14 protein-coding genes and 1 pseudogene are annotated in these 22,117 nt (G+C 39.5%); 6 read left to right on the top strand and 9 right to left on the bottom strand.

All coding sequences use genetic code 11. From position 1 onward, the window contains the following. Nucleotides 1–36: 36 nt before the first annotated feature. The 4 genes and pseudogenes from ACJ2A9_RS00075 to ACJ2A9_RS00060 form a co-directional block, all read right to left on the bottom strand. Nucleotides 37–330 (bottom strand): annotated as a pseudogene (locus tag ACJ2A9_RS00075) (transposase); the annotation flags it as partial. 450 nt (nucleotides 331–780) lie between these two features. Continuing rightward, nucleotides 781–1,269 carry a CBO0543 family protein gene (locus ACJ2A9_RS00070; protein WP_441419561.1) on the bottom strand — a complete coding sequence of 163 codons (489 nt, stop codon included), beginning with the start codon at nucleotides 1,267–1,269 and terminating at the stop codon, nucleotides 781–783. 116 nt (nucleotides 1,270–1,385) lie between these two features. Continuing rightward, a complete protein-coding gene (locus tag ACJ2A9_RS00065) occupies nucleotides 1,386–1,847 on the bottom strand; it encodes a hypothetical protein (RefSeq protein ID WP_441419560.1) in 462 nt (153 codons plus the stop codon). Between the two features lies 1 nt (nucleotide 1,848). Further along, nucleotides 1,849–2,640: a hypothetical protein gene (locus tag ACJ2A9_RS00060; RefSeq protein ID WP_441419559.1), complete on the bottom strand. Its 792-nt coding sequence runs from the start codon at nucleotides 2,638–2,640 to the stop codon at nucleotides 1,849–1,851. Between the two features lie 646 nt (nucleotides 2,641–3,286). Between ACJ2A9_RS00060 and ACJ2A9_RS00055 the strand changes: the two genes are divergently transcribed. The 3 genes from ACJ2A9_RS00055 (at nucleotide 3,287) to ACJ2A9_RS00045 (ending at nucleotide 8,113) form a co-directional block, all read left to right on the top strand. Then, the gene (locus ACJ2A9_RS00055; protein ID WP_441419558.1) at nucleotides 3,287–4,291 is read left to right on the top strand and encodes a DUF3231 family protein; all 1,005 of its coding nucleotides are present in this window, start codon (nucleotides 3,287–3,289) and stop codon (nucleotides 4,289–4,291) included. 957 nt (nucleotides 4,292–5,248) lie between these two features. Continuing rightward, the gene (locus tag ACJ2A9_RS00050; protein WP_441419557.1) at nucleotides 5,249–6,514 is read left to right on the top strand and encodes an IPT/TIG domain-containing protein; all 1,266 of its coding nucleotides are present in this window, start codon (nucleotides 5,249–5,251) and stop codon (nucleotides 6,512–6,514) included. A gap of 477 nt (nucleotides 6,515–6,991) precedes the next feature. Further along, nucleotides 6,992–8,113 carry a DUF3466 family protein gene (locus tag ACJ2A9_RS00045; protein WP_441419556.1) on the top strand — a complete coding sequence of 374 codons (1,122 nt, stop codon included), beginning with the start codon at nucleotides 6,992–6,994 and terminating at the stop codon, nucleotides 8,111–8,113. Nucleotides 8,114–8,364: 251 nt separating this feature from the next. Here ACJ2A9_RS00045 and ACJ2A9_RS00040 read toward each other — a convergent pair whose 3' ends face one another. The 4 genes from ACJ2A9_RS00040 to ACJ2A9_RS00025 form a co-directional block, all read right to left on the bottom strand. After that, nucleotides 8,365–8,853 (bottom strand): hypothetical protein, encoded by a 489-nt coding sequence (locus tag ACJ2A9_RS00040; RefSeq protein WP_441419555.1) that lies wholly within the window; start codon nucleotides 8,851–8,853, stop codon nucleotides 8,365–8,367. A gap of 152 nt (nucleotides 8,854–9,005) precedes the next feature. Then, on the bottom strand, nucleotides 9,006–9,848 hold the full coding sequence (locus ACJ2A9_RS00035) for a hypothetical protein (RefSeq protein ID WP_441419554.1): 843 nt from the start codon (nucleotides 9,846–9,848) through the stop codon (nucleotides 9,006–9,008). 1,063 nt (nucleotides 9,849–10,911) lie between these two features. Further along, nucleotides 10,912–11,529 carry a hypothetical protein gene (locus tag ACJ2A9_RS00030; protein ID WP_441419553.1) on the bottom strand — a complete coding sequence of 206 codons (618 nt, stop codon included), beginning with the start codon at nucleotides 11,527–11,529 and terminating at the stop codon, nucleotides 10,912–10,914. Between the two features lie 236 nt (nucleotides 11,530–11,765). Beyond that, nucleotides 11,766–11,954, bottom strand: coding sequence for a hypothetical protein (locus ACJ2A9_RS00025; RefSeq protein WP_441419552.1), 189 nt, complete (start codon nucleotides 11,952–11,954; stop codon nucleotides 11,766–11,768). Nucleotides 11,955–12,319: 365 nt separating this feature from the next. On the opposite strand from ACJ2A9_RS00025, the gene ACJ2A9_RS00020 reads away from it, so the two are divergent. Together ACJ2A9_RS00020 and ACJ2A9_RS00015 are read left to right on the top strand one after the other, a co-directional pair. Then, nucleotides 12,320–15,301, top strand: coding sequence for a hypothetical protein (locus tag ACJ2A9_RS00020; protein WP_441419551.1), 2,982 nt, complete (start codon nucleotides 12,320–12,322; stop codon nucleotides 15,299–15,301). Between the two features lie 59 nt (nucleotides 15,302–15,360). After that, nucleotides 15,361–19,707, top strand: a complete 4,347-nt coding sequence (locus ACJ2A9_RS00015; RefSeq protein ID WP_441419550.1) for a hypothetical protein — start codon at nucleotides 15,361–15,363, stop codon at nucleotides 19,705–19,707. A 257-nt stretch (nucleotides 19,708–19,964) separates the two neighbouring features. Here ACJ2A9_RS00015 and ACJ2A9_RS00010 read toward each other — a convergent pair whose 3' ends face one another. Beyond that, nucleotides 19,965–20,177, bottom strand: coding sequence for a hypothetical protein (locus ACJ2A9_RS00010; protein ID WP_441419549.1), 213 nt, complete (start codon nucleotides 20,175–20,177; stop codon nucleotides 19,965–19,967). 298 nt (nucleotides 20,178–20,475) lie between these two features. Here ACJ2A9_RS00010 and ACJ2A9_RS00005 point away from each other — a divergent pair, with 298 nt between their 5' ends. Continuing rightward, a complete protein-coding gene (locus tag ACJ2A9_RS00005) occupies nucleotides 20,476–22,002 on the top strand; it encodes a hypothetical protein (protein WP_441419548.1) in 1,527 nt (508 codons plus the stop codon). The last annotated feature ends 115 nt before the right edge of the window (nucleotides 22,003–22,117 follow it).

The raw sequence follows: 22,117 nt of genomic DNA, 5'->3' as shown, positions 1-22,117 counted from the left end.
TGTCTTTTTTCTAGTGACTAGACCGCTAATCTTCCCTTGTACTTTCTTTTCGAGTTTTATAATGTTACTCGTTTTGACGAAACGGTTTCCCTCCTTATACATTTCATATTTTCGAGAAACACTACGTTGTAACCGACGTAAGCGTTTTTCAGTCTTTCTTACTTTTTTCGTTTTATTAATATTTTTGATTGTTTGACTAGTAGAACAAACAGCGAGTTCTTTTTTTCCTAAATCAATTCCTATCGTGCTGTTTATAAGTTCGACTTGCTCAATTTCGATTTCAACCCCTACGGAAATGTACCAGTATTTCTTATCAAAACTAATCCGTGGGAACATTGCCTAGGGTAATGTCTTAGAGTCAGACTACTTTCCAATTCCAAAATAAGATTTTACAACATGATTGGTTTATCTCTTTTGCATATTTTTAGTTGAAGTTTTGCTGATATGCTATCTGAATAATTGTCTCTTAATGGTAGATTGATTACAGCCACAAGAATGTACCATCTCTGCCATGTTTTTTTACCAGCAGTTGCCACGAAATTTACCACTTGCTGTCAGCATGTTTACCAATTGGAGAACGTCAACGATTTTTTTCCATGAAAAAGCCTAATCCTCCGTCATTTTATAGAGGAATTAGGCTTTAGTCTTCCGCAATCACGCAACTTGAGAAATATCTTTTTCTATTGAATAGTATCCTTGTACTGTACAACATATGAATTTTTTATTAGTTGTTCTTCTTCACATTTGCATCCTTTTGTTAAAGTTAGCCTCTAACTAGTATTAAACTTTCTGTGATTCTTCTATTTTTCTTACCCATCCAATCCAAAGCCTAGTTAATAAAGATTTAATATTAAGACTGATAAAAGAATGGTACCATTTCCATCCCCTCTTAAATTTTATTAAACCCGTTTTTCGTTCTGCCAAAAGTTCAATCAAAATCATCGGGATTGTAAAAATAAATAATTTAATAAATAAAAAAAATGGTTTGTCTTTTTCAGTTAGTTGGTTATAAATAATGGTCATAATAGGATATAATAAAAAATCAAACAAAATATTTGTTTTAAATATTTTGGGTAGTAGTCGAACGGGATACTTAACTGTTTTGTAAGAAACAACTATCTTATCAATTATTCCATTAGTAACAGCATTCCAAAGAAAAACCAGTAGCCAGTCTTTTATTGGAGGCTTCCTGAGAACAAATGGTAACAAGCAAAACCCTAAAACAAGCAAACTTAGTAAAATAAACTTATCTACTATATAACTTTTCATAACCGGGCACCCTCCTCTATATGTTAGGATGCTCATTTTATGTAGTTTATATTATGGTAATACTTCTGGTGGTTTTAAAAGACACACAAATAATCGATACTCAGCTATACTGAATATTATCCTTCAACTTTAGCAATTCCTAATGCTAGGTGTTCCCATAACACCTCTTCTACTTTCTCCACAAGTTCACTAGGGCACTCTACCACTAAAACAACTTCTGACTTTTTACCTTTCACTTCTCTTTTCCTTTTATGAACAACTTTAAAAATGATGTAATCGATGATAAACCCAACAATAAATCCACTCGTAGCACCGATTAAGCCCCAATAAATAGGACCCCACTCCAATACAAAACCAACACTTGCACCAATAACAGCAAAGGCAGTAGCAATTGCTGCTCCTTTATCAAATAAGCTAATCCCATCTGCTCGATGAAGCGTATCAAATAGCCTTCTCTCTTCTACTCGATTGATGAGGGGAACCGCAAGTATATGCTCTTTTTTTACGCCTATTTTTTCTAATGAGGTAATAGCTAACTCAAGATACGATGAGTGCTCAAAGGTAGAAAAGATTTGCAATTTATTTCACCCCATCTGCTGATACTGGAAAATTTACACGGTGCTGTTGATAATGCTTTTTTAAAAATTTCCGCTGTTCACTTTCATATAATTTATTATTTTCAACTGTATTAACATACGAATCGTACACAGCAAATCCAAAGTGAGAAGGCATAAACAAGAACCATTGCGGATCAATTACTTGTGTTGCTTGTGCAACTTCTCCTATAAAAAGGTAATGGACTGCAATAAGAATATTAGAGAAGTACACAAAAACAATCATAAATGCCATTGTAAAAATGGCTGTTAGAACTCGATGAATGTATAGTTGCCCCAATCCAGGTGTGAAAAGGGACCATACCACTGCCATCAATGGTCTCCTTTTATCTAAATAATTGATTTCAAAAGCACCAATTGTGTACGAATTAAAGTCAGCATTCTCACGTTCTGCTAATATGAATACTTTATTCATATCAACGGAAGTTCGATAACTATCCCATATTGCAAAGATATAGACTGGTATGTACAAAAGTAACCACCTTGGTTCAAGAACGTCCTTTGCCATATCAATATTCCCAGTGAAAGAATAGACCATCGCATGATTTAAGTTAGCCATATTATTAACGAGGATCTCCCACAGAAAAAGCGCATAGCCCCTTAGATATTTCGATAATAGGAGATGTCCAAAACCAGGAAATGCTGCTGACCACCAAGCAATAATATATGGGTTTCGAAGATGTAATTGTGTAGTACCAATCGGACTTACGTATGCTTTAAACCGCCGTTCCTTGTTTATTGGGTTATAGTTATTCATAATTTATCCTCAACTTTTTTAAGTTAAGGTTAATTTTTACCATATTTGGTATTTTTATTCCTATGTAAGTATTAACTCAATTCCTTATGTAAATATATATAGCTTATTGTGTTAAATGTTTCGTTTAGGTACATTTTTTTCACAAAGTGACCTAAAAATTGAAAATAATTGTTGCGCAGTAGTTGTCTACTACGTAATATAAGAGCTGCTCCACAACCTGGACCGATTGAAAAAATTAATTTCACTGGATAAATTCCCTTACCAGTTAGATACTAAATCTAGTGTTATTTTTTAACACTAAACTCAATGTGGAGGGATATACTTTGGATATTCTTTTTAGTTTATTCTCAGGCGTAATTACTGCGGGAGTTAGAGTAGCATTCTTCTTTAGCAATATCATATTCAGATTAAATACGATGTTAAGGATGCAATCTCTAAATTAAATTATTGAATATTCATCAAGTATTACCTTGTGTACATTATTTACGAAAAAGGCAAGTCAAGTATTTTGCTTGCCTTTTTTAGTTAATACACTTTCATACTTATATAAATAATTCTCAAGAATTTAAACTTTACATTTCCTCTATATTTTAAAAAGATTATATTTCTATCCTAATTAGTAAAATATACTTTATGAGGTGATTTTATGGATATAGAGGATTTAAAGCTCACATCTGCTGAGATAGGGACTTTGTGGGCAGAATATGTTAATGGTACAGCTGTTAATATTATAAACAAGTATATGTTATCCATTATAGAAGACGAAAAAATAAGAACACTTTTTGAGGATGCGATAAGTACATTTGCAAAACAGAAAAATCAGATAGCCACGTTTATTGAAAATGAGGGATTTCCTATACCAATTGGATTTACTGATTCAGACCTTAATAAAGGGACAAAAAGATTGTTTTCGGACATTTTTTGTTTACACTATTTACACGTTATGACGTTACATGGTTTATTGGGACACATAACATCACTTAGTGCCTCTGTAAGAAAGGATTTGAGAAATTTTTATGATTCGTGCGATAATGACGGAAAAAGAATGTATCATCAAACGGTAGAATTACTGTTAGAAAAGGGGCATTTTCAAAGAGACCCTTACTTTTATCCTGAAGCAACTACTGAATTTATTTCAGGTCAACAATTTTTAGATGGCTACTTTGGGGACAAACGACCTTTAGCTGCGACTGAAATTATCAGTCTTTCGTTTAATTTGAAAAAGAAGATATTGGAGAAAACTCTTTCTATTGCATTTAGCCAAGTTGCCCAATCTAAAGAAGTAAGAAAATTTTTGGAATCATCGCAAAAGACCTCGGATAACCAAATTCAAGCACTTAGTTCTATATTAAAGAAAGATAATTTGCCTGTACCAATGTCTTGGGAAACAGAAGTCACAACTTCTCAGGATTCTCCTTTTTCAGATAAGTTAATGTTGTATCATATTGGTTTCCTACTACAAACCGCACAAGCCTATCATGGAACTGGACTTGCTACTGCAATGCGAACTGATCTTGCCGTAACATATGAGAAGATTATATTGAAAAACTTGATGGTGACAAAAGAATGGTTCAATTTAATGACGCAGTATAAGTGGTTAGAGGAGCCTCCACTTTCTCCAAATAGAAAAAACCTTGCAAAAGACAAATAATTAACCAATTGCACCTCTTGTTAATAGGAGGTGTTTTATTTCTGACTAAAAGTTCCCCCTCCATAAAACTGCTCGTTTAAGTTCATTTTTTCACAAAACCACCTAAATAAAGAAGATATTTATTGCACAGTATTTAGTCAAATAAGAAAAAGACGATCACTTTGAATGCAATCGTCCCTATGATGTTAGGCTATTAACAGTATGGTTGCGCAGTAATGGCCTACTGCGTATTAGGAAACGATAAATTTCTTATTATAAGGATGCGTAAGGTTGAATAACAAAAAGTTGCCTATTATGGCAACCGGATCTTCAACTATTCCACCTTTAGTTTAATTACGAAAACTAATTAGTGAAATTATTTTCATTTGAATGATTTTATCTTATTTTAAAGGGTATTGATAAAGGCATTTTCTCCAAATCCTTTTTCTCTACTAGCTTGTTTATTCCAAAATACTTTCAGATTATCAGCTGGTGTTATTATCATTTCTTACCATAAAAGATTATAAGTTAAGACAATAATAACGATAAATAAAATGATTCCATAAATCCCTTTACAAAATGATGTAAAGATCTCAGATAGTTGGAATAACGAGAAGTTGTTAATGTTGTAAAAACTAAATCATTTGGAAGATTATGTATGGCATGTACGAAAGTAGAGATGGTTATACTACCTGATTTTAAATAAATATAAGCATTTGAGATCCCACAAAATAACCAGGTGACTAACATTGTTTAAAATGCGAGATTTTTAGTTTAATATAAATCTCTTTCCGAGTTCGTTTCCAACTGAAAAGGAATTGCCAAGTTAATGAAAAGAAGATATTCAAATTTTCATATAAAAAAATAGTTAGCATAGATTAATTATGGTATATGAATTATATCCATTTTACTAAATAAATAAGTGTATTTAGATGTTTTTGCTTATGACATAAAGGAGCAAAAGAAAGGGGCATGGAGATGGCCTTTATGCAATTAGAAAAAGAAATAAGAGTACCTCAAGAGGCGATTGATGCTTGCTTTTCACTGCGAAAGCGGATCGACTCAATTACTCCAAAAAAGTACATCGTTGGCATCGGACTTAAGGAGATTGGAGGACGGTTTACAAATCAGTTGGCGTTATTCGTCTATGTTCCCAAAAAGCTGCCTCCCAATGAGGTTCCGTCTGCTGAAATAATTCCATCCGAATATTCCGGTTTTATAACTGACGTTGTGGAATACCAACCCGTATCTATTTCTGATTTTGCTCCATATAACCCTTTGCGAGGTGGAATTAGTATAAACCCGATAAGTAGAACCGGCAATATATCAGAATTCCCAGGAACACTTGGAGCGATAGTACGGAGCCGGACTCCCCCCCAAAAAAAACTTCTCCTTACTTGTGCACATGTGGTTAAATATGATTATAATGAGCCAGATGTCAACGCCATTGGAAGGAGTATATTTCAACCACCGGAGGGGCACCCAGGGGCAGTTGTTATTGGAAAGGTTGCTGATGTTAAGTTTCATGGTTCTCCTTATATGCTCGATTGTGCCGTCATTGAGGTTACCTCCCCGAATCACACACTACTGAATGAGATTGTCGATATTGGGCCTGTTAAGGGAGTCCACCTATGGAATACCCCACTCCCACAGTCCCTCCCTAAAAAGGTAAAAAAACGCGGTGGACGCACGTTGTATACGGATGGTTACATGGTAAGGTTAATTTTCGGTGCTTTACAACCAATTGTTTCAGGATTTGAGGTAATTAGCTCAGTCCCTGGCAAGGCATTTGCTGGTGGTGGAGATTCAGGATCTGTAATCTTAAACGAGAACGATGAGGTCGAAGGTCTCTTGTATGAAATTCCATTTAGTGATTTAGGAAATAGATTAGGTAGCAGAGGAATTGCTATGCCTATTTTAAACGTATTGGATGCGCTAAAGGTAGATCTAGCCATTACCCCGGCAATCACATCAGTGGTACCTAATAATGCAGTTGCAGCGATTAGTACATTTGGTAAGGTAGTAATTGAAGGTTGGGGATTCGATGCTTCGTCAAAGGTGTACTTCGGAAGTTTTCCTGCACCCGTTGTCAGTGTAAGCCAAAGACGAATGGAAGTTCTCGTACCCGTGTCTCCTTTTTCAGGTGATGTTGATGTCCGCGTAGAAAACACCTTCGGAGATGCCTCAATTCCTAATCTACAGTCGAAATTCTCTTACAATATAGGAATACGAAGATTCTTTTAAGAATGACATAGAAATCATAATTGTGATATCAATAACCCTCATTCAACCCAATGAAGTTGATTTTGGTTTATAATACAACCTATTGGGCTGGCAACCAAATAATATAATTTAGTCTTTCGTTAGTAGATCCATCCATTCACACTTAATTGGAACGATCAACTACGAAAAAGCGATGTTTGCCAGCTCTTTTCCCATAATCCATTATTTTTCCCTCGTGTATCAACTTTCCAGTGTCATTATTCAAAGAATCCTCATTAGCCAAAATAAACATTTCTTAACAGACAATCAACTAAAGCGAATATAGACAAATATACTATCAGTACTCTTAATAAGGAGGTTCCTTTTCGTATTTACATCCATCTTCAATTCTACCGCATTTCTATTATCTAGTTCATAGAGGTTGATACTCATGGAAAACAATTACGTTTATCTTTAGCACTTTACCTTGCAAGATCTTGGGATAGAGAAACTATAAGAATGTGTAAAGATAGGAGTGAATTAATAATGCCAACATGTGTAAAGTATACTGTCGTCGACCTCACTCCCTCTTCGGCCGGGCTCGCCACAGACATAAATCAAAATGGCTGGGTTTGTGGATGGGGGGCAGGGTTAAATGCTTTCTTATATATACCCCAGACCCCAGGAGGAAATGTATTTAATCTTCCTCCTCCTATCGGGATAACTGCACAAGCATTTGGTATAAACAACAGAGGTGATATTGTTGGGAGTAGTGGTGTATATCCAGGAGGCATTGAAATACCGTTCCTCTGGCTTGACTGCAGCAGTGGAGGGTGTTCTGGCTATCAATTGGCGCCTCTATCCCTATTTGGACCAGGTCGGGCAAATGCAATTAATGAATCACGTATAATTGTAGGGTGGAGTAGTACCCAGCCAATAGGCAGTACTTTCCGCAGGGCTGTTTTTTGGAATGGGAATAATCCATCCAATTCACCAATACCTCTAGATGCTCTAGACCCAAACCTAGAAAGTGAAGCATTTGGGATAAATGATCAAAACATAATCGTCGGCAGTGCCCAGTTCCGAAACACTTTTGGGAATATTGAGGAGCATGCTGTTGTATGGGATGCTAATACACGTAAAATTACACGAGACTTGGGAACTCTTACCTCTGTCCTTCCCATACGACCAGTGCCCACGTTCACAGACCTAAAAGCGCAAGCTACAGCCATTAATAACAGCGGTACAATAGTTGGAGTTGGCGATGTTATGTCCGCCCCAAGACGCCCTCGTACTGGATTTATTGTGCGTCCGGGTGGGGCCATGGAATTAATCCCAATGGGTCCCTCCCAAAATGCAGGGGCATGGGACATCTCACCGAACGGCACCATAGCTTTGACAACCAATGTTCTTAATCCTGACACCAATCAATTAGAAGATCATGGCGCAATTTATAGCCCTACAATGGGTCTTTTGGATATTCACACAACATCTTGTGGGGCTGCACCAGGAGGCCATGGCCTGTCAGGTGGATGGATTCTAACTGATGCGCGTTCTGTAAACGACAAAGGGTGGATTTGTGGTCGTGGTTCCACCCCCTATATCCAAAATCACGCAGTATTGCTCATTCCCACACCCTAGGCTGTTAATCTTCGAATGAAGACTAGATTGAAATTTCAACTTAAATAGGATTAATTATAAAGTAAAAAGGCAGTATAAAGTTCCTGATTCAATGAACTTTATACTGCCTAAATTATATTTTGGACTTTTTTTAAGTGCTTTCGGATCATGACGGGGGCATCTTTTTTATTACATACATCTTAATCGACGATCAATTTTGCCCAAACAGCATGTAATAACAGCCGCTGTATCTTAACAACCAAATAGACTGGTTAACCATTTAGGTATTCATCTGATACTTTGAATAACTCCTTTGTTACAATTGCAAGAATTGGTCCCGCTTCCTCAATGATTTTAACTCGGTAAATCCATTCTCCTCGATAGTCACCCCCCACCAACATAACCTTTCCTTCTTGATTTTCCAGACTTAGCTCTTCTATAGGCCGTCCTATATAGATCGGATCCTTTGTTAGTTTAATAATGCCGGAAACAGAACGGGGCCAAATAATCCTAAATCTACCGTTTTGAACTAGCCCAAGAAATTCAGTTCCGATTTCCCTACTATTGCTAGATTCTTGGTTTAGCGGAAAAGAAGGATACATTGTTTGAGAGGGATTGTACAAGTAGTTAGGTGTATTTCTAAATTGAGCTTGATATGGAGAGATGAGTTCATAATCAAACTTTTCCCCTGTCATGGAATCCATTAAATACTGTTGCTGAGTATAACTAGAGCGTGTTATCGGGTGTTGGCGATAATACAAAATCATACACTCCTTATCTTAACTATTTTTCCAAATATTATATTTAGCCCTATCCTTTTTGAATGATTGTCTTTGTATAAATGGGTAACTACCCATAATGCTAGATCTATATAAAATGGTTCATTGGCTGTCTGAACATAAGCTGTTAACGTTTAGCGTGCTGTTGCGATGATTGGCCCAAAATACTTTGTAAAGAACTGGGTGTATCCCACCCAGCCGCTAATCCTCCTCCCCCAGGACCACACTTCCATCCGTAACCAAAGCGAATCGTTTGACTTGATGAAGGGCGCCGTAACAAGGATATAGTGGTTAGGGATATGAGCCCCACCGGGCCCCGGAAGGATGCCCTGCGGGGGCATGAAGAAAGGCTGTAGACCATCATCAAATGTGCTACTTACGAGCAAGACTATGTCGACGTTGGAGGTCGGAATCATGTTTAGAAGTTGTTGTTGATTGGGGGCATATACAAAATTCGTCTCGTTCGATACACTGCTATATAGGCCGGTCGCGTTGAGCCAATTGCTGAGCGTACTGGGCAGTGTAAGGCCACTCACGGCATCCATAGTTGTATAGGGCTCGCCTGCATATCCAAAGATGTTCTCGGAATCGCGTAGCGAACTTAAGAGCATCCAGTCAGCATGCTCCGGTGTAGCGTTCGGGTGGGCGGAGTCGGTGATCGATCTCATGCGCGCATAGTCCTTACTACGTAGCCTGGCACCCGCGACAACCCTCAGGCTACCAATATTTGCCGACCCATCGCGGAGCATCTGGCATGCAAACATCGCAGCTGCAAATGGATCACGAGCAAACCAAATACGGAAGAACACCGCCGGTCCACAGGCGTTAAGGGCGCGTTGCTCAATTAGTTCGGGATTTCGGATCAGCGTGCGAATCCGCTGCAGGGTCAATTTAATGTCGAGATTCCAAGCGACATTCGTCCCCATCTTAGCTTCGAAGTCATCAACATATATCAGTGCGGTAGTAATGTTTCTCATTCTGTATTCCTCCAATCAATTCCTTGTATGCTTTCAAATCGCTACTCGTGCAAAGGTAAGCAATACAGGGCTATTTGATTATCAGTCCTGTGCTTAAAACGCAAAATTCATAGCACGTTTTTTATCCTTCCAAACATTTTCCATTTATGATTCTGTTAGCTAATCTCGTACTCCTCTCAATCAACTGTTGAATCTTAGGTCAATACTTGTGGTAAACTGATTGGTGGTCTCTTCAAAACGCATTGATTTCCTTTATAGGAGAACTGCATTACACTTACTTTTATTATTTGAAAGTTTTTTCATAACGACAATCTAAATTATGCCCACTATACTATTCATATGAAAATTTCTATGATTTTTCTGTTTAACTTTTGGAATGATAACTAAACAATATAATAGTCCATTAATCCCGCAACAAGTTTATAGGAATTCAAAACTACTTTCGGTGATAATTTCGTAAGAGGACTTCACTCGGGAGATGAATATTATTGTGTCATCAGAATCCTATCTCTCTCAATAAACACGGAAGCCGAGTTAGGAGCAGAGCTCAAAGCAAAATTTTCCGAACTGCTCAATGGCGTTTGGCTTTAAAACTGCTTTAAACAAACCAATCAGGTTCAAGCACCAAGTCTGAATAGAGTGCTACGATGTATCAGTGCGCTGGAATCGGTGAATCTTTTTGGATTTATATTCTTTCTGGTAAGGACACGGAAATTACATTATTGATTCTACTCGCTAAAGCTATAAAAACTTCTGCTCACATACTTATACATATATCGGAAATTCTCTTATGTATTACCTTATCTGCACCATGTTTCAACTTCTAACTGTAAATGACATTTGTTTAATAGTTCCTTTGGTCGGGTTAAATTTCGATCCTGGAACCCAGTAAAACCCCCTACCCAATCGAACACCTTCATCCAATAAAATAAGTTGGCCCCTTACTCTAATTCGGAACCAATTTTTTCAACTTATCTATCTATTCAAAAGGGTAAATTGGAGAAAAAAAAAGGAGGGTTATCCAAAATAAATGATTTTAGGTACCTTCCTTTTTAACTCTTTTCTAGCGAGGATAGATCTCATATCGCATATGTGCCCCGACATTCCCTTTACCACATTCTTTATTAATCCAGTACTTATCTGCATCTGGACCGAGGATCTGCAAATCACAATTGTTAGGATAAAAAACTGGATTGCTCCACCAAACACTTATAACGACCCCGGGTGCCGCATAAATGATTTGGCCTACTGTACCTTCAGTTATACTCCAAGAAGGACTTTGAGCACCGAATACCAGAGCATGATGAGGTGGGATTTGCCCTGTAGGAGTGAGTGCCCAACCACCTTCCTGGTGTTTTTCATATTGCTTTCTAAACGTAAGATCGGTATTATTATTAATTTCAAGTATCACTGATCGTGTTTGATTTAATTGCTTAATGATATTTGCTGCAGTGTCTACGGCTGATTTAGCATTAGCGATTCCGGTTAAAATACCTGTAGCTACAGCCCCCGCGGTTTGTCGATTTTTCGGATTATACGGACCATAATAGGATGTATTCTGCTGGAATCCATACAGGTTGTAAGGATTGAACGGCATTGCTGAGTATTGAGAAGTTTTTGAATGCGGGTAGTTAGGAGGATAATAGTACCTAGCAGATTCTTTTGTGGCCATATGATTCATCGAGAAATTTCTCCTTCTTCGTTCCATTAATTTTATTACTCCCTTTCTTAAGGAAAACCAATTTATGGATCCTTTATTAGTTTTGCTTTGGTTATGTGGCCATTTTGTTATATAGGTTTTGAATGAAGATGATACAACTGCCGTTATTTCAAAAATAAACATGAACGCTAATACAAAGACAGAAATATATTGAGAAATTAAATGTTTGGTTTGGTTTACTTAAGATTCTATTCCCCCTATTCCTCCGTTCGTTCCAAACAATTAAACCAACGGATTCTTCTTAAGTCAATTCTGTTTTCCACCCAACGGAGCCCATCCCAACGGTATCCTGCAACTGAAGAACTTTGAATCAAAGTCGGATAGTACCAAAAGTCAGAGCCATCTGTTAATGTTACATAAGTACGTTTGTAAAGATAGCTATCCATCTTTATCTCCCCCTTTCATTTGTTCCCTCTTATTTTATTCAATTCGTCTATATCAGTGAATTTTATTAAGTCCAGCTAGTTCGCTTATTTCCCTCTCCGATGTCATTTTAAAATCCTTTTCGATACTGAAAAATTTATTATTAAAACAAAATTATAAAATAACACAATGCGTTTATCATTTGGAGTGGATTACATAGAGGCATATGGGTAAAATTCTACAATTTAGACGGTCCTACAATTTGGAAATTTATGGTCTATCACATTTCCTCAATGCATATTTTTGTTTATGAATCTTGCATTTTAATTAAGCCACCTGCTATGATGACATGCCAATCCTTTTTTTACTAAAGAAGGGAGAGAAATTTGTGTCTAATGATAATCTTTTTATCCGAGTTTTACGGAAAGAAGACTTTCTAGTCCTGAGGTTTGAACTAGTCAACATACACACTGAAGGATCTCCTCTACACCTTGCCAGGAGTAATGCAGGTGAACCGGCAGTCTTAATCGTTCACTTTCCCGCACAGCATATTGTAGAAGAGGTATTCCCAGAAAATGTAAATATAAATACTCCAATCAAAGCCATGCTTTCCGGACCAAGCCGCCTAGTGTTCGAGCTTCCTGACTATGAAGACAAATGGCCGTTCACACTGGAAACTTTGTTAAACTGGAAGGATTACAAACCCGTGTTGCCAAAACTACCAGATCTCCCAATGCCAGATTCCCTACCTAACCCGAAGATTTTTGAGGGAAAGACTGCACTGGAAATCCCGACGGGTCTCTATCTTTCTCCTGACGAATCAGGCGTTTGGTATAATATCATTCGATCACAGGGTCAAGATGGTCGATTTGTGTTATGGCATACACAACTTGGAGAAAAGAAGAAAGAAAACGAAAACTTAGTACGTGAAGGCGGCAAAACGCATCTTATTACTACGTCAAATCGCCATATTCCAATTGAAAATAAAACCCTAACCCAGGAGAACCTTAATCAGATTGTACGGTTGACAACAGCTTTCTCGGAATACCAACCAAGTCCTATCAATATACGACGACTGATGCTTTCTTCTGCAGGAGCTTGGGCTAACTTTGAGGCTGCATGGAATTACCCAATTGGTTATAAAGGTGGTTTATCCCTAGAGCAATGGCAGCACATTATGACCCAGGGCAGAGACCAATTTGTTAAAACTGTAGAGAAGGCCTTTCTTTGTGATACAGGGCATCTGGTATCTATAGTTACCATCACAGAACGACAATTTAACGGTATTCCAAACGGGCAGAACGGTGCACAAGCAGTTCTTCGACAATATAAATACCTCGAAGTCCGAGAGCCTATGAAAAATTACGAAACACTAGAACCTGTTTACAAGCACGGCCGTCGAGAAATGCCATTTAAGTGGATAAAAATCACCACACGGACAACTCCCAAGCTGGTTCCTAGTGAAAAATATCCTTGGCCTAAGAACTTAGGCCCCGCTACGCCTTTCTGGCCTACCGAGAAGAATAAAGAGAAAGACGAACCATTTCGCTTCAAAATGGTCGCAGAAGATTGGGATGGGAACATTGTTTCGTTTGAACGGCCTCTACTGTGCGTTCCATTCAATGAGAAACCGCCAAATTGGCAAGAAATAGTAGATATCTATAATAGCTACACAAATTTACGAAATGTCCCTTTAAACCACCAGCCTATTGCCTTTACTAATACTGACGCTGACAGTAAGGGTAAGACTACACTCGAAACAGCAACAGTGAAATTTATGGCACAACCTGTTATAGGTGAAAAAAAAGAAGTGTTAAGTGACTTGAAGTTGCCATACTTTCAACCTGGGTTTCTTCCGCAAGTGGAGTCAGCGGAAGTGAACATTCCTGCTGCTGAACAGGTAACAGGTCGGAAATTAGATAAAAAATCTATTGAATTTGAAAAAACGTACTTAGATCATGGGTTTGATGCAACATTGAATAAAGGTGAAGTTTTTGCGAAGCTTGCTAAACTAGACCTTTCCTTACCTACAGAGAAAGCCGGCGGCCTAATCACACCCAAAACATCGATTGAGGGATTGTCAAGAGCGCTCGGCCCTGTCGCTAACCCAGACGATATAAAATTAGGCAAGTTCAACCCAGCAAGCATGTTAGATAATGCCAAATTCCTGGGAGGTATTACACTTAAGGATATTCTAGAAGAAGTAAGCTTTGATCCATTAAAAATAAAGGAGATAGAATCAACTTTAACACCCGACGAATTAATAAAGAAAGTCGATGATCCAAATTTTAAGCTAGTAGCCCCTATGCTAACGAAACGACTACTGCCAAATGATGCCATAGAAACACGTTATTTGTGGAAGCCCAGTATTAAAAACTGGCCTGATGATAAGAACGCATTCTTTCGTTTCATAACACAAAAAGAGGTTACAGGATTTCGGAACGATGCTCAACTAAGCATAAATGTACAAATGGTAACTGCGCCCGACGGTAGCCCTCCTACCTACATGGTACTAGGCAAGCTACAAGAGTTTGCTTTGGAATTTGTCGGTGCCATGTTGCTTAAATTTTCTGAGTTAAGGTTTACAGCTGAGAACGGTAAGAAAATGGATGTCAGTGCAGAAGGCCTCGACCTGATATTCCAGGGGCCGCTTGAATTTGTAGAAACAATAAAAAACATCATACCGCCTAATGCCTTTTCCGACCCACCTTTCATAGATGTGTCAGCAACTGGCGTTACATCAGGTTTCACACTGGGTATCCCGTCTTTCGGTGTTGGTATTTTCAGCTTTGAGAATATCGATCTTAGTGCAGCTCTGTCTCTACCCTTTGTCGATCAGCCTGCTGGTGTAAAATTTTCCATTTCGGAGCGCCAAAAGCCATTCAATGTCTCGGTAATGGGCTTTGCAGGAGGAGGTTTCTTTAGTCTTGCACTCAGTGCTAAAGGAATAGAAGGAATTGAGGCATCCATTGAATTTGGTGGGAATATAAGCATAAATCTAGGAGTGGCCAGTGGCGGTGTTTATGTGATGGCAGGCATATACTTCGGTATGGCCGGGGATGAAGTAAAGCTTACTGGCTACCTGCGCTGTGGCGGCAATGTGAGTGTTCTAGGTCTGGTTTCGGTTACTGTTGAGTTCTACCTAGGTCTAACTATCCGTAAGAAGGAAAATACGAATGTAGAAGTCTGGGGGCAAGCCACTTTAACGGTTGGCGTTAAGATCGCATTTTTTAGTAAGAGCATCAACCTCACTGTTGAACGGAGTTTCGCAGGACCAAAAGGGGATCCTACTTTTGCTCAAATAATGGGCCCTGAATATGAAGGTGGCTATCCCTATGAATGGGAAAAATATTGCATGGCATTTGCGTAGAAGTAATTAATCTGTAAACTACATTCAATCTATTAAAATAAATGATAAAGGAGTTTTTTATGGCTACGACTCAAAGTCTTCTTTGGATTGCTCTCCCCAATGGAATGACGATGGATGGAAATAACCGAAATTTAAGACTTTCTGTTTTCGTAAACCCACGATTACGTTCGAATGATTCGAATGAAGGGGTAACATTGGCTTCATTTCCTGATTTTCTCAACTGGGCATATCGTATGCAGCCAGACCGAGCGACATTTTCAATTGAGGTGGCTGACGGAACACAGAAGAAGGTGGTACCAGCATACAGGGTTTCACCACCTCCCATTCAACCGCTTTGGAGTTCACTTTTTAAGTCAGATATTCCCGTTCACACGTACGAATTTGATGACTATTCCAACCGGCCTATCGTAAGTTATCCAGTTAAAAACGTGTTGGATCATCTAAAGAATTTTTATCAAAACCTTGTTAAAGAAGCACGTAATGACTTACCTTGTATGATCCCTCCAAGGGATGATTCGAATGAAGAATGTGTAAGTATCTATCGATTAATCTATGAACTGGTCGAACTCCAAGATCTCTTTTACGATAAGGTAAATACTGAAAAAGGCTTAAGCCTTCTGTTAAACAAGTCTCTTGAAGAAGCCAAAGTCGAAGCTCGTAGGCGTCGTGATTCAGGAACAACAGGAGATGCGATTATACCGCCATTTCCTTTTACTCAAGAACCACCAGGTCCAACAGCTCCAACAGGTCCAACAGGTCCAACTGGTCCACCAGGTCCAACAGGTCCAACAGCTCCAACTGGTCCACCAGGTCCCGGAGTCCCATATCCAGGCTACCCCCGTGATAATGATGTTCAAGATGCTTATTACCGTACCATGCTTTTTCACTATCGCCCAGCCTGGACTCAACCAACTCCGCTACCTGATGGTCCTGAAGCCAAAGCTCACTTTGAGGAAGAAATCGACTTCCATCAAATGCTCTCAGCCTTAGGTGATTTTCCAGAGATTTTACGACGCTTAGGACTGATAATAGACCTTTATATACCAGCTGATTCTATACCGAAAACAAATAACGATCCCGGCAAGTTTAAACTGCGTATCGTTCCTAGTTGGTCTTCTCAATTCCCTACTCGCCAAAATGATAATCTGACTTCCTGGCCGGAAGACCATTCATGGACGGAAGACTATTGTCCATGGACGGCATATCATTATAGGGAGGAAAATGGTTTAAACCTATTTACTGCCCACTCTTCTACAAACGAAATAGATGGAGGTATTTGGATTCCTAAAAAAGAGGATGTTGAATTGGTTCAAGTTGATGTTGATGGTGCTGCACTCAAAACCTTGAATCTTGCGGCAAGTATAGCGGCTCAAAATAGAAAAGAGGTGACCGACAAACCCATTGATACAAACGAAGAGTCCGGAGTTTCACCCATGCGTAACGGTGGTATCTCGGTTGTACGTAACAAGAATGCCCAGCATTTAAATGATATTTTTAACGGCTCAGCAAAATTGAACCAGATGTTTATCAGTGGTCCTCCCGAACCGGATAACCCCCTGTATGCAGAAGATCTTTTACGCGGGTACCGTCTAGATGTCATTGATCAAAATGAAAATAGGTATTCACTGCATCGGCGGTTTGGCCAATATAAAATACTTAACGCTCCAGGGTCTTTCGAGATTATTGACGAGGGCTTTATACAACCAAGTGTCACAAGTTCTCCTGAATCTAATGATCCCGTTAAGGAACTTTACATTCACGAGTCTCTTTTCACTTGGGATGGTTGGAGTTTATCAGCACCTCGCCCTGGCAAGAGTATCAGCGCAAGTTCAAGTGCGCCAAATCCTGACGAACCTGATACTATGCCACAGCAAGTTAAAAACACTGCTATGACGCGTCTTGGACTAGAGACAGATTTCATGGTCGAGTATGGAACCTTACCTCGTCTCCGTTTTGGAAAGGATTATACATTCCGTGTCCGAACAGTTGATTTAGCAGGCAATGGACCAAATTTGGAGGAAGCAAAAAAGATTGAAGCAGCGTTATTACTTAATCAATCACCTATAGGTTACCTTAAGTACCTCCGCTTTGATCCCGTTAATCCTCCGGAACTTGTTCCTAGACAGTTGTATAGCCCTAGTGGTAATCTGAATAATCCTGATACGACTGCCTATGCGGAAGGTGAATCATTGGAAAGGCTGGTTATTCGAAGCAACTATAACAAATCAACAGAAGAATATGCTGCGGCCAACCCTGTCTATCAGCCTTTTAACGACAGGCATGTGGCACCACCTAAAGCCTCACTTCAGATGATTGAGGAGCATGGGCTGCTGGATGCAGCCCTTGATGCTAAGAAAAGCGGCATGCATCCGGATCAGGTTCGCAGGGTCATACAGGATGTATATTACTTGGCTACACGTGAGGCTGGATCATTCAACGATGTTTCGTTACCATCCGTGCGCTTTATTCGCACTGGGTCAGATCCTTCATCGACCGATGGCTACGCAGTTCACACTGAGAGGCAGCTGATTCTTCCTTACTTACCAGATCCATGGGCCTCTGGTGTGGTTTTTCACGGACTACCCGGTCTTGATCCCGGGGAATCGTTTTACATTGACTTAAAAGCAAATCCTTGGTATGAGGTTAAACCGTTCCGCATTCGTATAGTTGAAGGATCTTTTGGACCTTTTTGGGACGAAAAAAACCGAGTTCTTACCATCCAACTTCCAAAGGCAAGTATAGCTTCCGGCATTCGCGTTAGCTCAAGGTTTGGAGGAAATCTTGAGGCTATGGGACTTTTACAGTGGGTGAAGGAAGATAAAACCAATTGGACCGATCAGGAGTTGTTGGAACTAGAAAAAGACATCTTAAATGGTCGCACCTGGTTGTTCACCCCTTTTCGAGAAATCACTCTTGTTCACGCCGTTCAACAACCACTCGATTTTCCTTCGCAACCTACTCTTCAAATAAGAGCACGTGAGGAGAATAGTACCGAAGCATATCTCTTTGGAAACATCTATGTTCATATCCCAAGCACTTCCAAAGTTGATATTCTTGCTGAATGGACAGAAAGAGTTGATGATATAACGAAAGTTGAACCAGAATTAGAGCCCGTCCCCTTCCGTGATCATGTGATGGAATTACCTATTTGGCTAGATCACGGAAAAGAGGTATTCGTTAAAGACAACCCAAATGCCTTACATTTAGAGGAATACGAATCACGCCTTGTCTTCAACAGTTATGAGGCGGAAACTGTATATAGGAACCTGTTACAAGGACTTGTGACTCCAGAAAATCAGGAACAAATGAATTTGGCAAGCAAAGTGGAGAAACACGGATTTGGGGATACGAAGTACCGACGTGTCCGCTACAAAGTCAGGGCTACAACACGCTTCCGTGAGTACTTCTTACCAAGCATGCCAAATGAGGACCTTGTACGAGAAACTCAAGAGATTGAAATAGACGTCCTTAGCACAGCCAGGCCTTCTAATCCTTTAGTTAAATACGTCTTGCCTACTTTTTCTTGGCAGCAAATGAATGAGGATGATGGAGAAGTTACGAGTGTACGAAGGGGAGGTGTTCGGCTTTATCTTGACCGCCCATGGTGGTCTTCCGGAAACGGTGAGATGCTGGGTATTGTTTTAGTTGAAAATAAAGTACCTAATCGAGAAGAAGCTCTTTACAGTTACTTGACTTTTTGGGGTCAAGATCCCATTCGAGATTCACCTATACTCCCACTGCCGACCATAGAAGACTTTAAGAATTATAAAGAGGTTTATGATGTTCATTTATTTGAACTTCCTAATCAGCCTGTAAAGGTAGTTTGCTACGAAGTAGATTGGGATCGTGAACGCAAGATGTGGTACTGTGACCTAGATCTTGATACCGGTAATGCCTACTACCCGTTTATCCGACTAGCCCTTGTCCGGTTCCAACCAAATTCGTTGATCGTGCCTGCTGATTTACGCATATCACCCGTAGTTCTTGCAGACATCGTTCAAACTGCACCTGATCGTTCCTTAACTGTCACACGGAACCCAAATCATCCTGGCGTCTACAATGTCTCGGTAAGCGGTGTAACCTATTCTAAAAAGATCATAAACTTACAAGATAATACGGCGGCTCCTGCGACGAGTTTGATGAATGTCCAAGTTCAATATCAGCTTGCTGAGATTGAGGATGAGACCTTAGGTTGGGAGGACGTACCGAACTTAGATGAAATAGTGATCCATCCGGGCTCCCCAGATGGGAATGGTGTAGTCATATGGGAAGGTGAAGTAGTCATTCCAGAGGAAAATCAAGGATATCCATTACGGCTAGTTGTCGAAGAAATTGATATATTTCATGGTGAACAACATACGCAAACCTATAAACGTACAGTATATATGGATATCATTTACTTGTAAAATTGCAATTGTTACAACGATAAAGGAATAGTGATTGGTAGTGTTAAGTGTTTTAAATTGGTATGAATGAGTAAATTAAGGAAAAATAAATATGCAAGGGTGAAAATATCTACCGCCCTTGCTTTTTTATGTGCTTGCAATGAGTTTTGGATGGATATGAGAAAAAGAGCTGATAGACAACTCTTTTTCGTAAGTAATTGTTCCAAAAAGTCTGAAAGGACAGTAGTTATAATTTGGATCGCTTTTGTTTTTACTAACTACCAACCGCGATAACCACCCTTTCCACCTTTCCAAGCACCATGACCTCCCTTTCCACTTTTCCAATCGTCATAACCGCCCTTTCCACCTTTCCGAGCACCATGACCTCCCTTTCCACCTTTCCAACTACGATACCAACCGCCCCAACCGGCGTTTTCACCACCATACACACCTTGCCAACCATATTGTCTATCTCCATTTCTTTGATCCATTTTTTATACCTTCCTTTCCTATATTAGACAGTACTTTCAATATATATATGTGTGTCAAAAATTAGAGTGATAAGATGGCACCCCGGTCGGTGTACTTTCCTTCCAACTAATATTGAGATGATTGGTTTAGTGGCCCCAAATGTATACCTTACTTTGTTACCTTCTGTATTAAAGTACTAGTTGAATAGCAGATAATTACCCTCGTTATAACTAATTAATGATTTCACCTTTTGGAAAATCAGGTCATACAATAAATATGGTTATATGACTACCTTTTAATAACAGAGGAGGAACATAGATGATGCCTTACTATGGTATGCCATTAAATAAATATTCGGGACAACAGTGTAATCCATATTTTTGTATACCATCTCAGATGAATACGGAACAACTGATGTTGCCAACCCATGGGCAAATACCCCAGAATTACCAAATGGTCCTTACCCCTGATCTAAAGGCAACCCCATTTAAACAGCATTGGAATTCATCGGGTGACTCCCGTTATTTGCGCAGCTGCGAAAACCTAACAAGCCTCACAGCTGTGTCGAGGAGTCCAGGCATCATAGATGTATGGTGGATTGCACTAAACGGATCGATACAAGGCGCGTATTCGGAGGAAGGGGAACGCTGGACTCGTTATGAATTGGCTCCTGCAGGTAGTGCTTCCTTTGGTAACGATAAAATCAAAGCTGTGTCGAGAAAGGAAAATATCATAGATGTAGTATGGATTGGAGCAAATGGAGAGGTACAAGGGGCTTATTATGTTGAAGGAGAACCCTGGACTCGTTATGAAATAGCCCCAGCAGGTACCGCTTCCACAACCGGGATCTCAGCCGTATCGAGAAAGAAAAACACTATAGATGTAGTATGGATTGGGGTAAATGGAGAGGTACAAGGGGCTTATTATGAAGAAGGAGAAACCTGGGCTCAATATGAAATAGCCCCAGCAGGTACTGCTTCCATAGGTGGGATCACTGTTGTGTCGAGAATGCCAGACATAATAGATGTAATATGGATGGGGGCGAACGGAGAGATTCAAGGGACTTATTATATTGAAGGAGGGCACTGGAATCAATATGAAATAGCCCCAGCAGGTACTGCTTCCACAGGTGGAATCACTGCTGTGTCGAGAAAGCTAGGTATCGTAGATGTAGTATGGATGGGGGCAAATGGTGAGGTACTAGGAGCTTATTATGTTGAAGGAGGATACTGGACTCGATATGAAATAGCCCCCAAAAATAGTGCTAACTTGTTGGAGGGAACTATTACCGCTGTGTCGAGAAAGGAAAATATTATAGATATTTGGTGGACTGGGGTTCATAACACGGTACAAGGTGCATATTGGGAAGATGGAGCACAATGGAAGCAATATAATTTAATAGGCGCTCCAAGTAGTAACGCTGATAATGTATGTGGAAGTATCACCGCTGTGTCGAGAAAGGAAAACATCATGGATGTATGGTGGATGGGTTTAGACGACTCTATACAAGGAGCGTATTGGGAGGAAGGAAAACGCTGGACTCGATATGAATTACCACCTAGAACACCTAGAATCAAAGTAACTAAGGAGAATGGTACGATATTAGTCACTGGAACCGATTTTAAACCTGGTTCAAATGGAATCCGTATCATTGTGGAAAGTCCATCCAATGAATATCGTGTTTTTACCAATTCCGTTACCAGCAGCTTCACAACTAAAATTGATGTATCGTGGATACCAAAATATACAAACCTTTATGTATCTGCAACCGACGGTACACGCGTCCCCACCTCCCAAGACATAACTGGATTTCTCTGGAGTAAAACAGTTCCAATCACAATCTAAAACAAAAATCTTTTAACGAAGTATTTCGTAGTTAATACAACGGACGTTTAGCTCGTAGCTGAGCTAAGGCCCCGAAAAAAAAAAATAGGACTAATCATTGTGATTAGTCCTATTC

The sequence above is a fragment of the Anaerobacillus sp. MEB173 genome (assembly GCF_052119505.1).
In the GTDB taxonomy this organism is placed as follows: Bacteria; Bacillota; Bacilli; order Bacillales; family JBJMAU01; genus JBJMAU01.
Note: the sequence above shows the minus strand (reverse complement) of the source record. Positions and strands in the feature narration are given on the sequence as shown.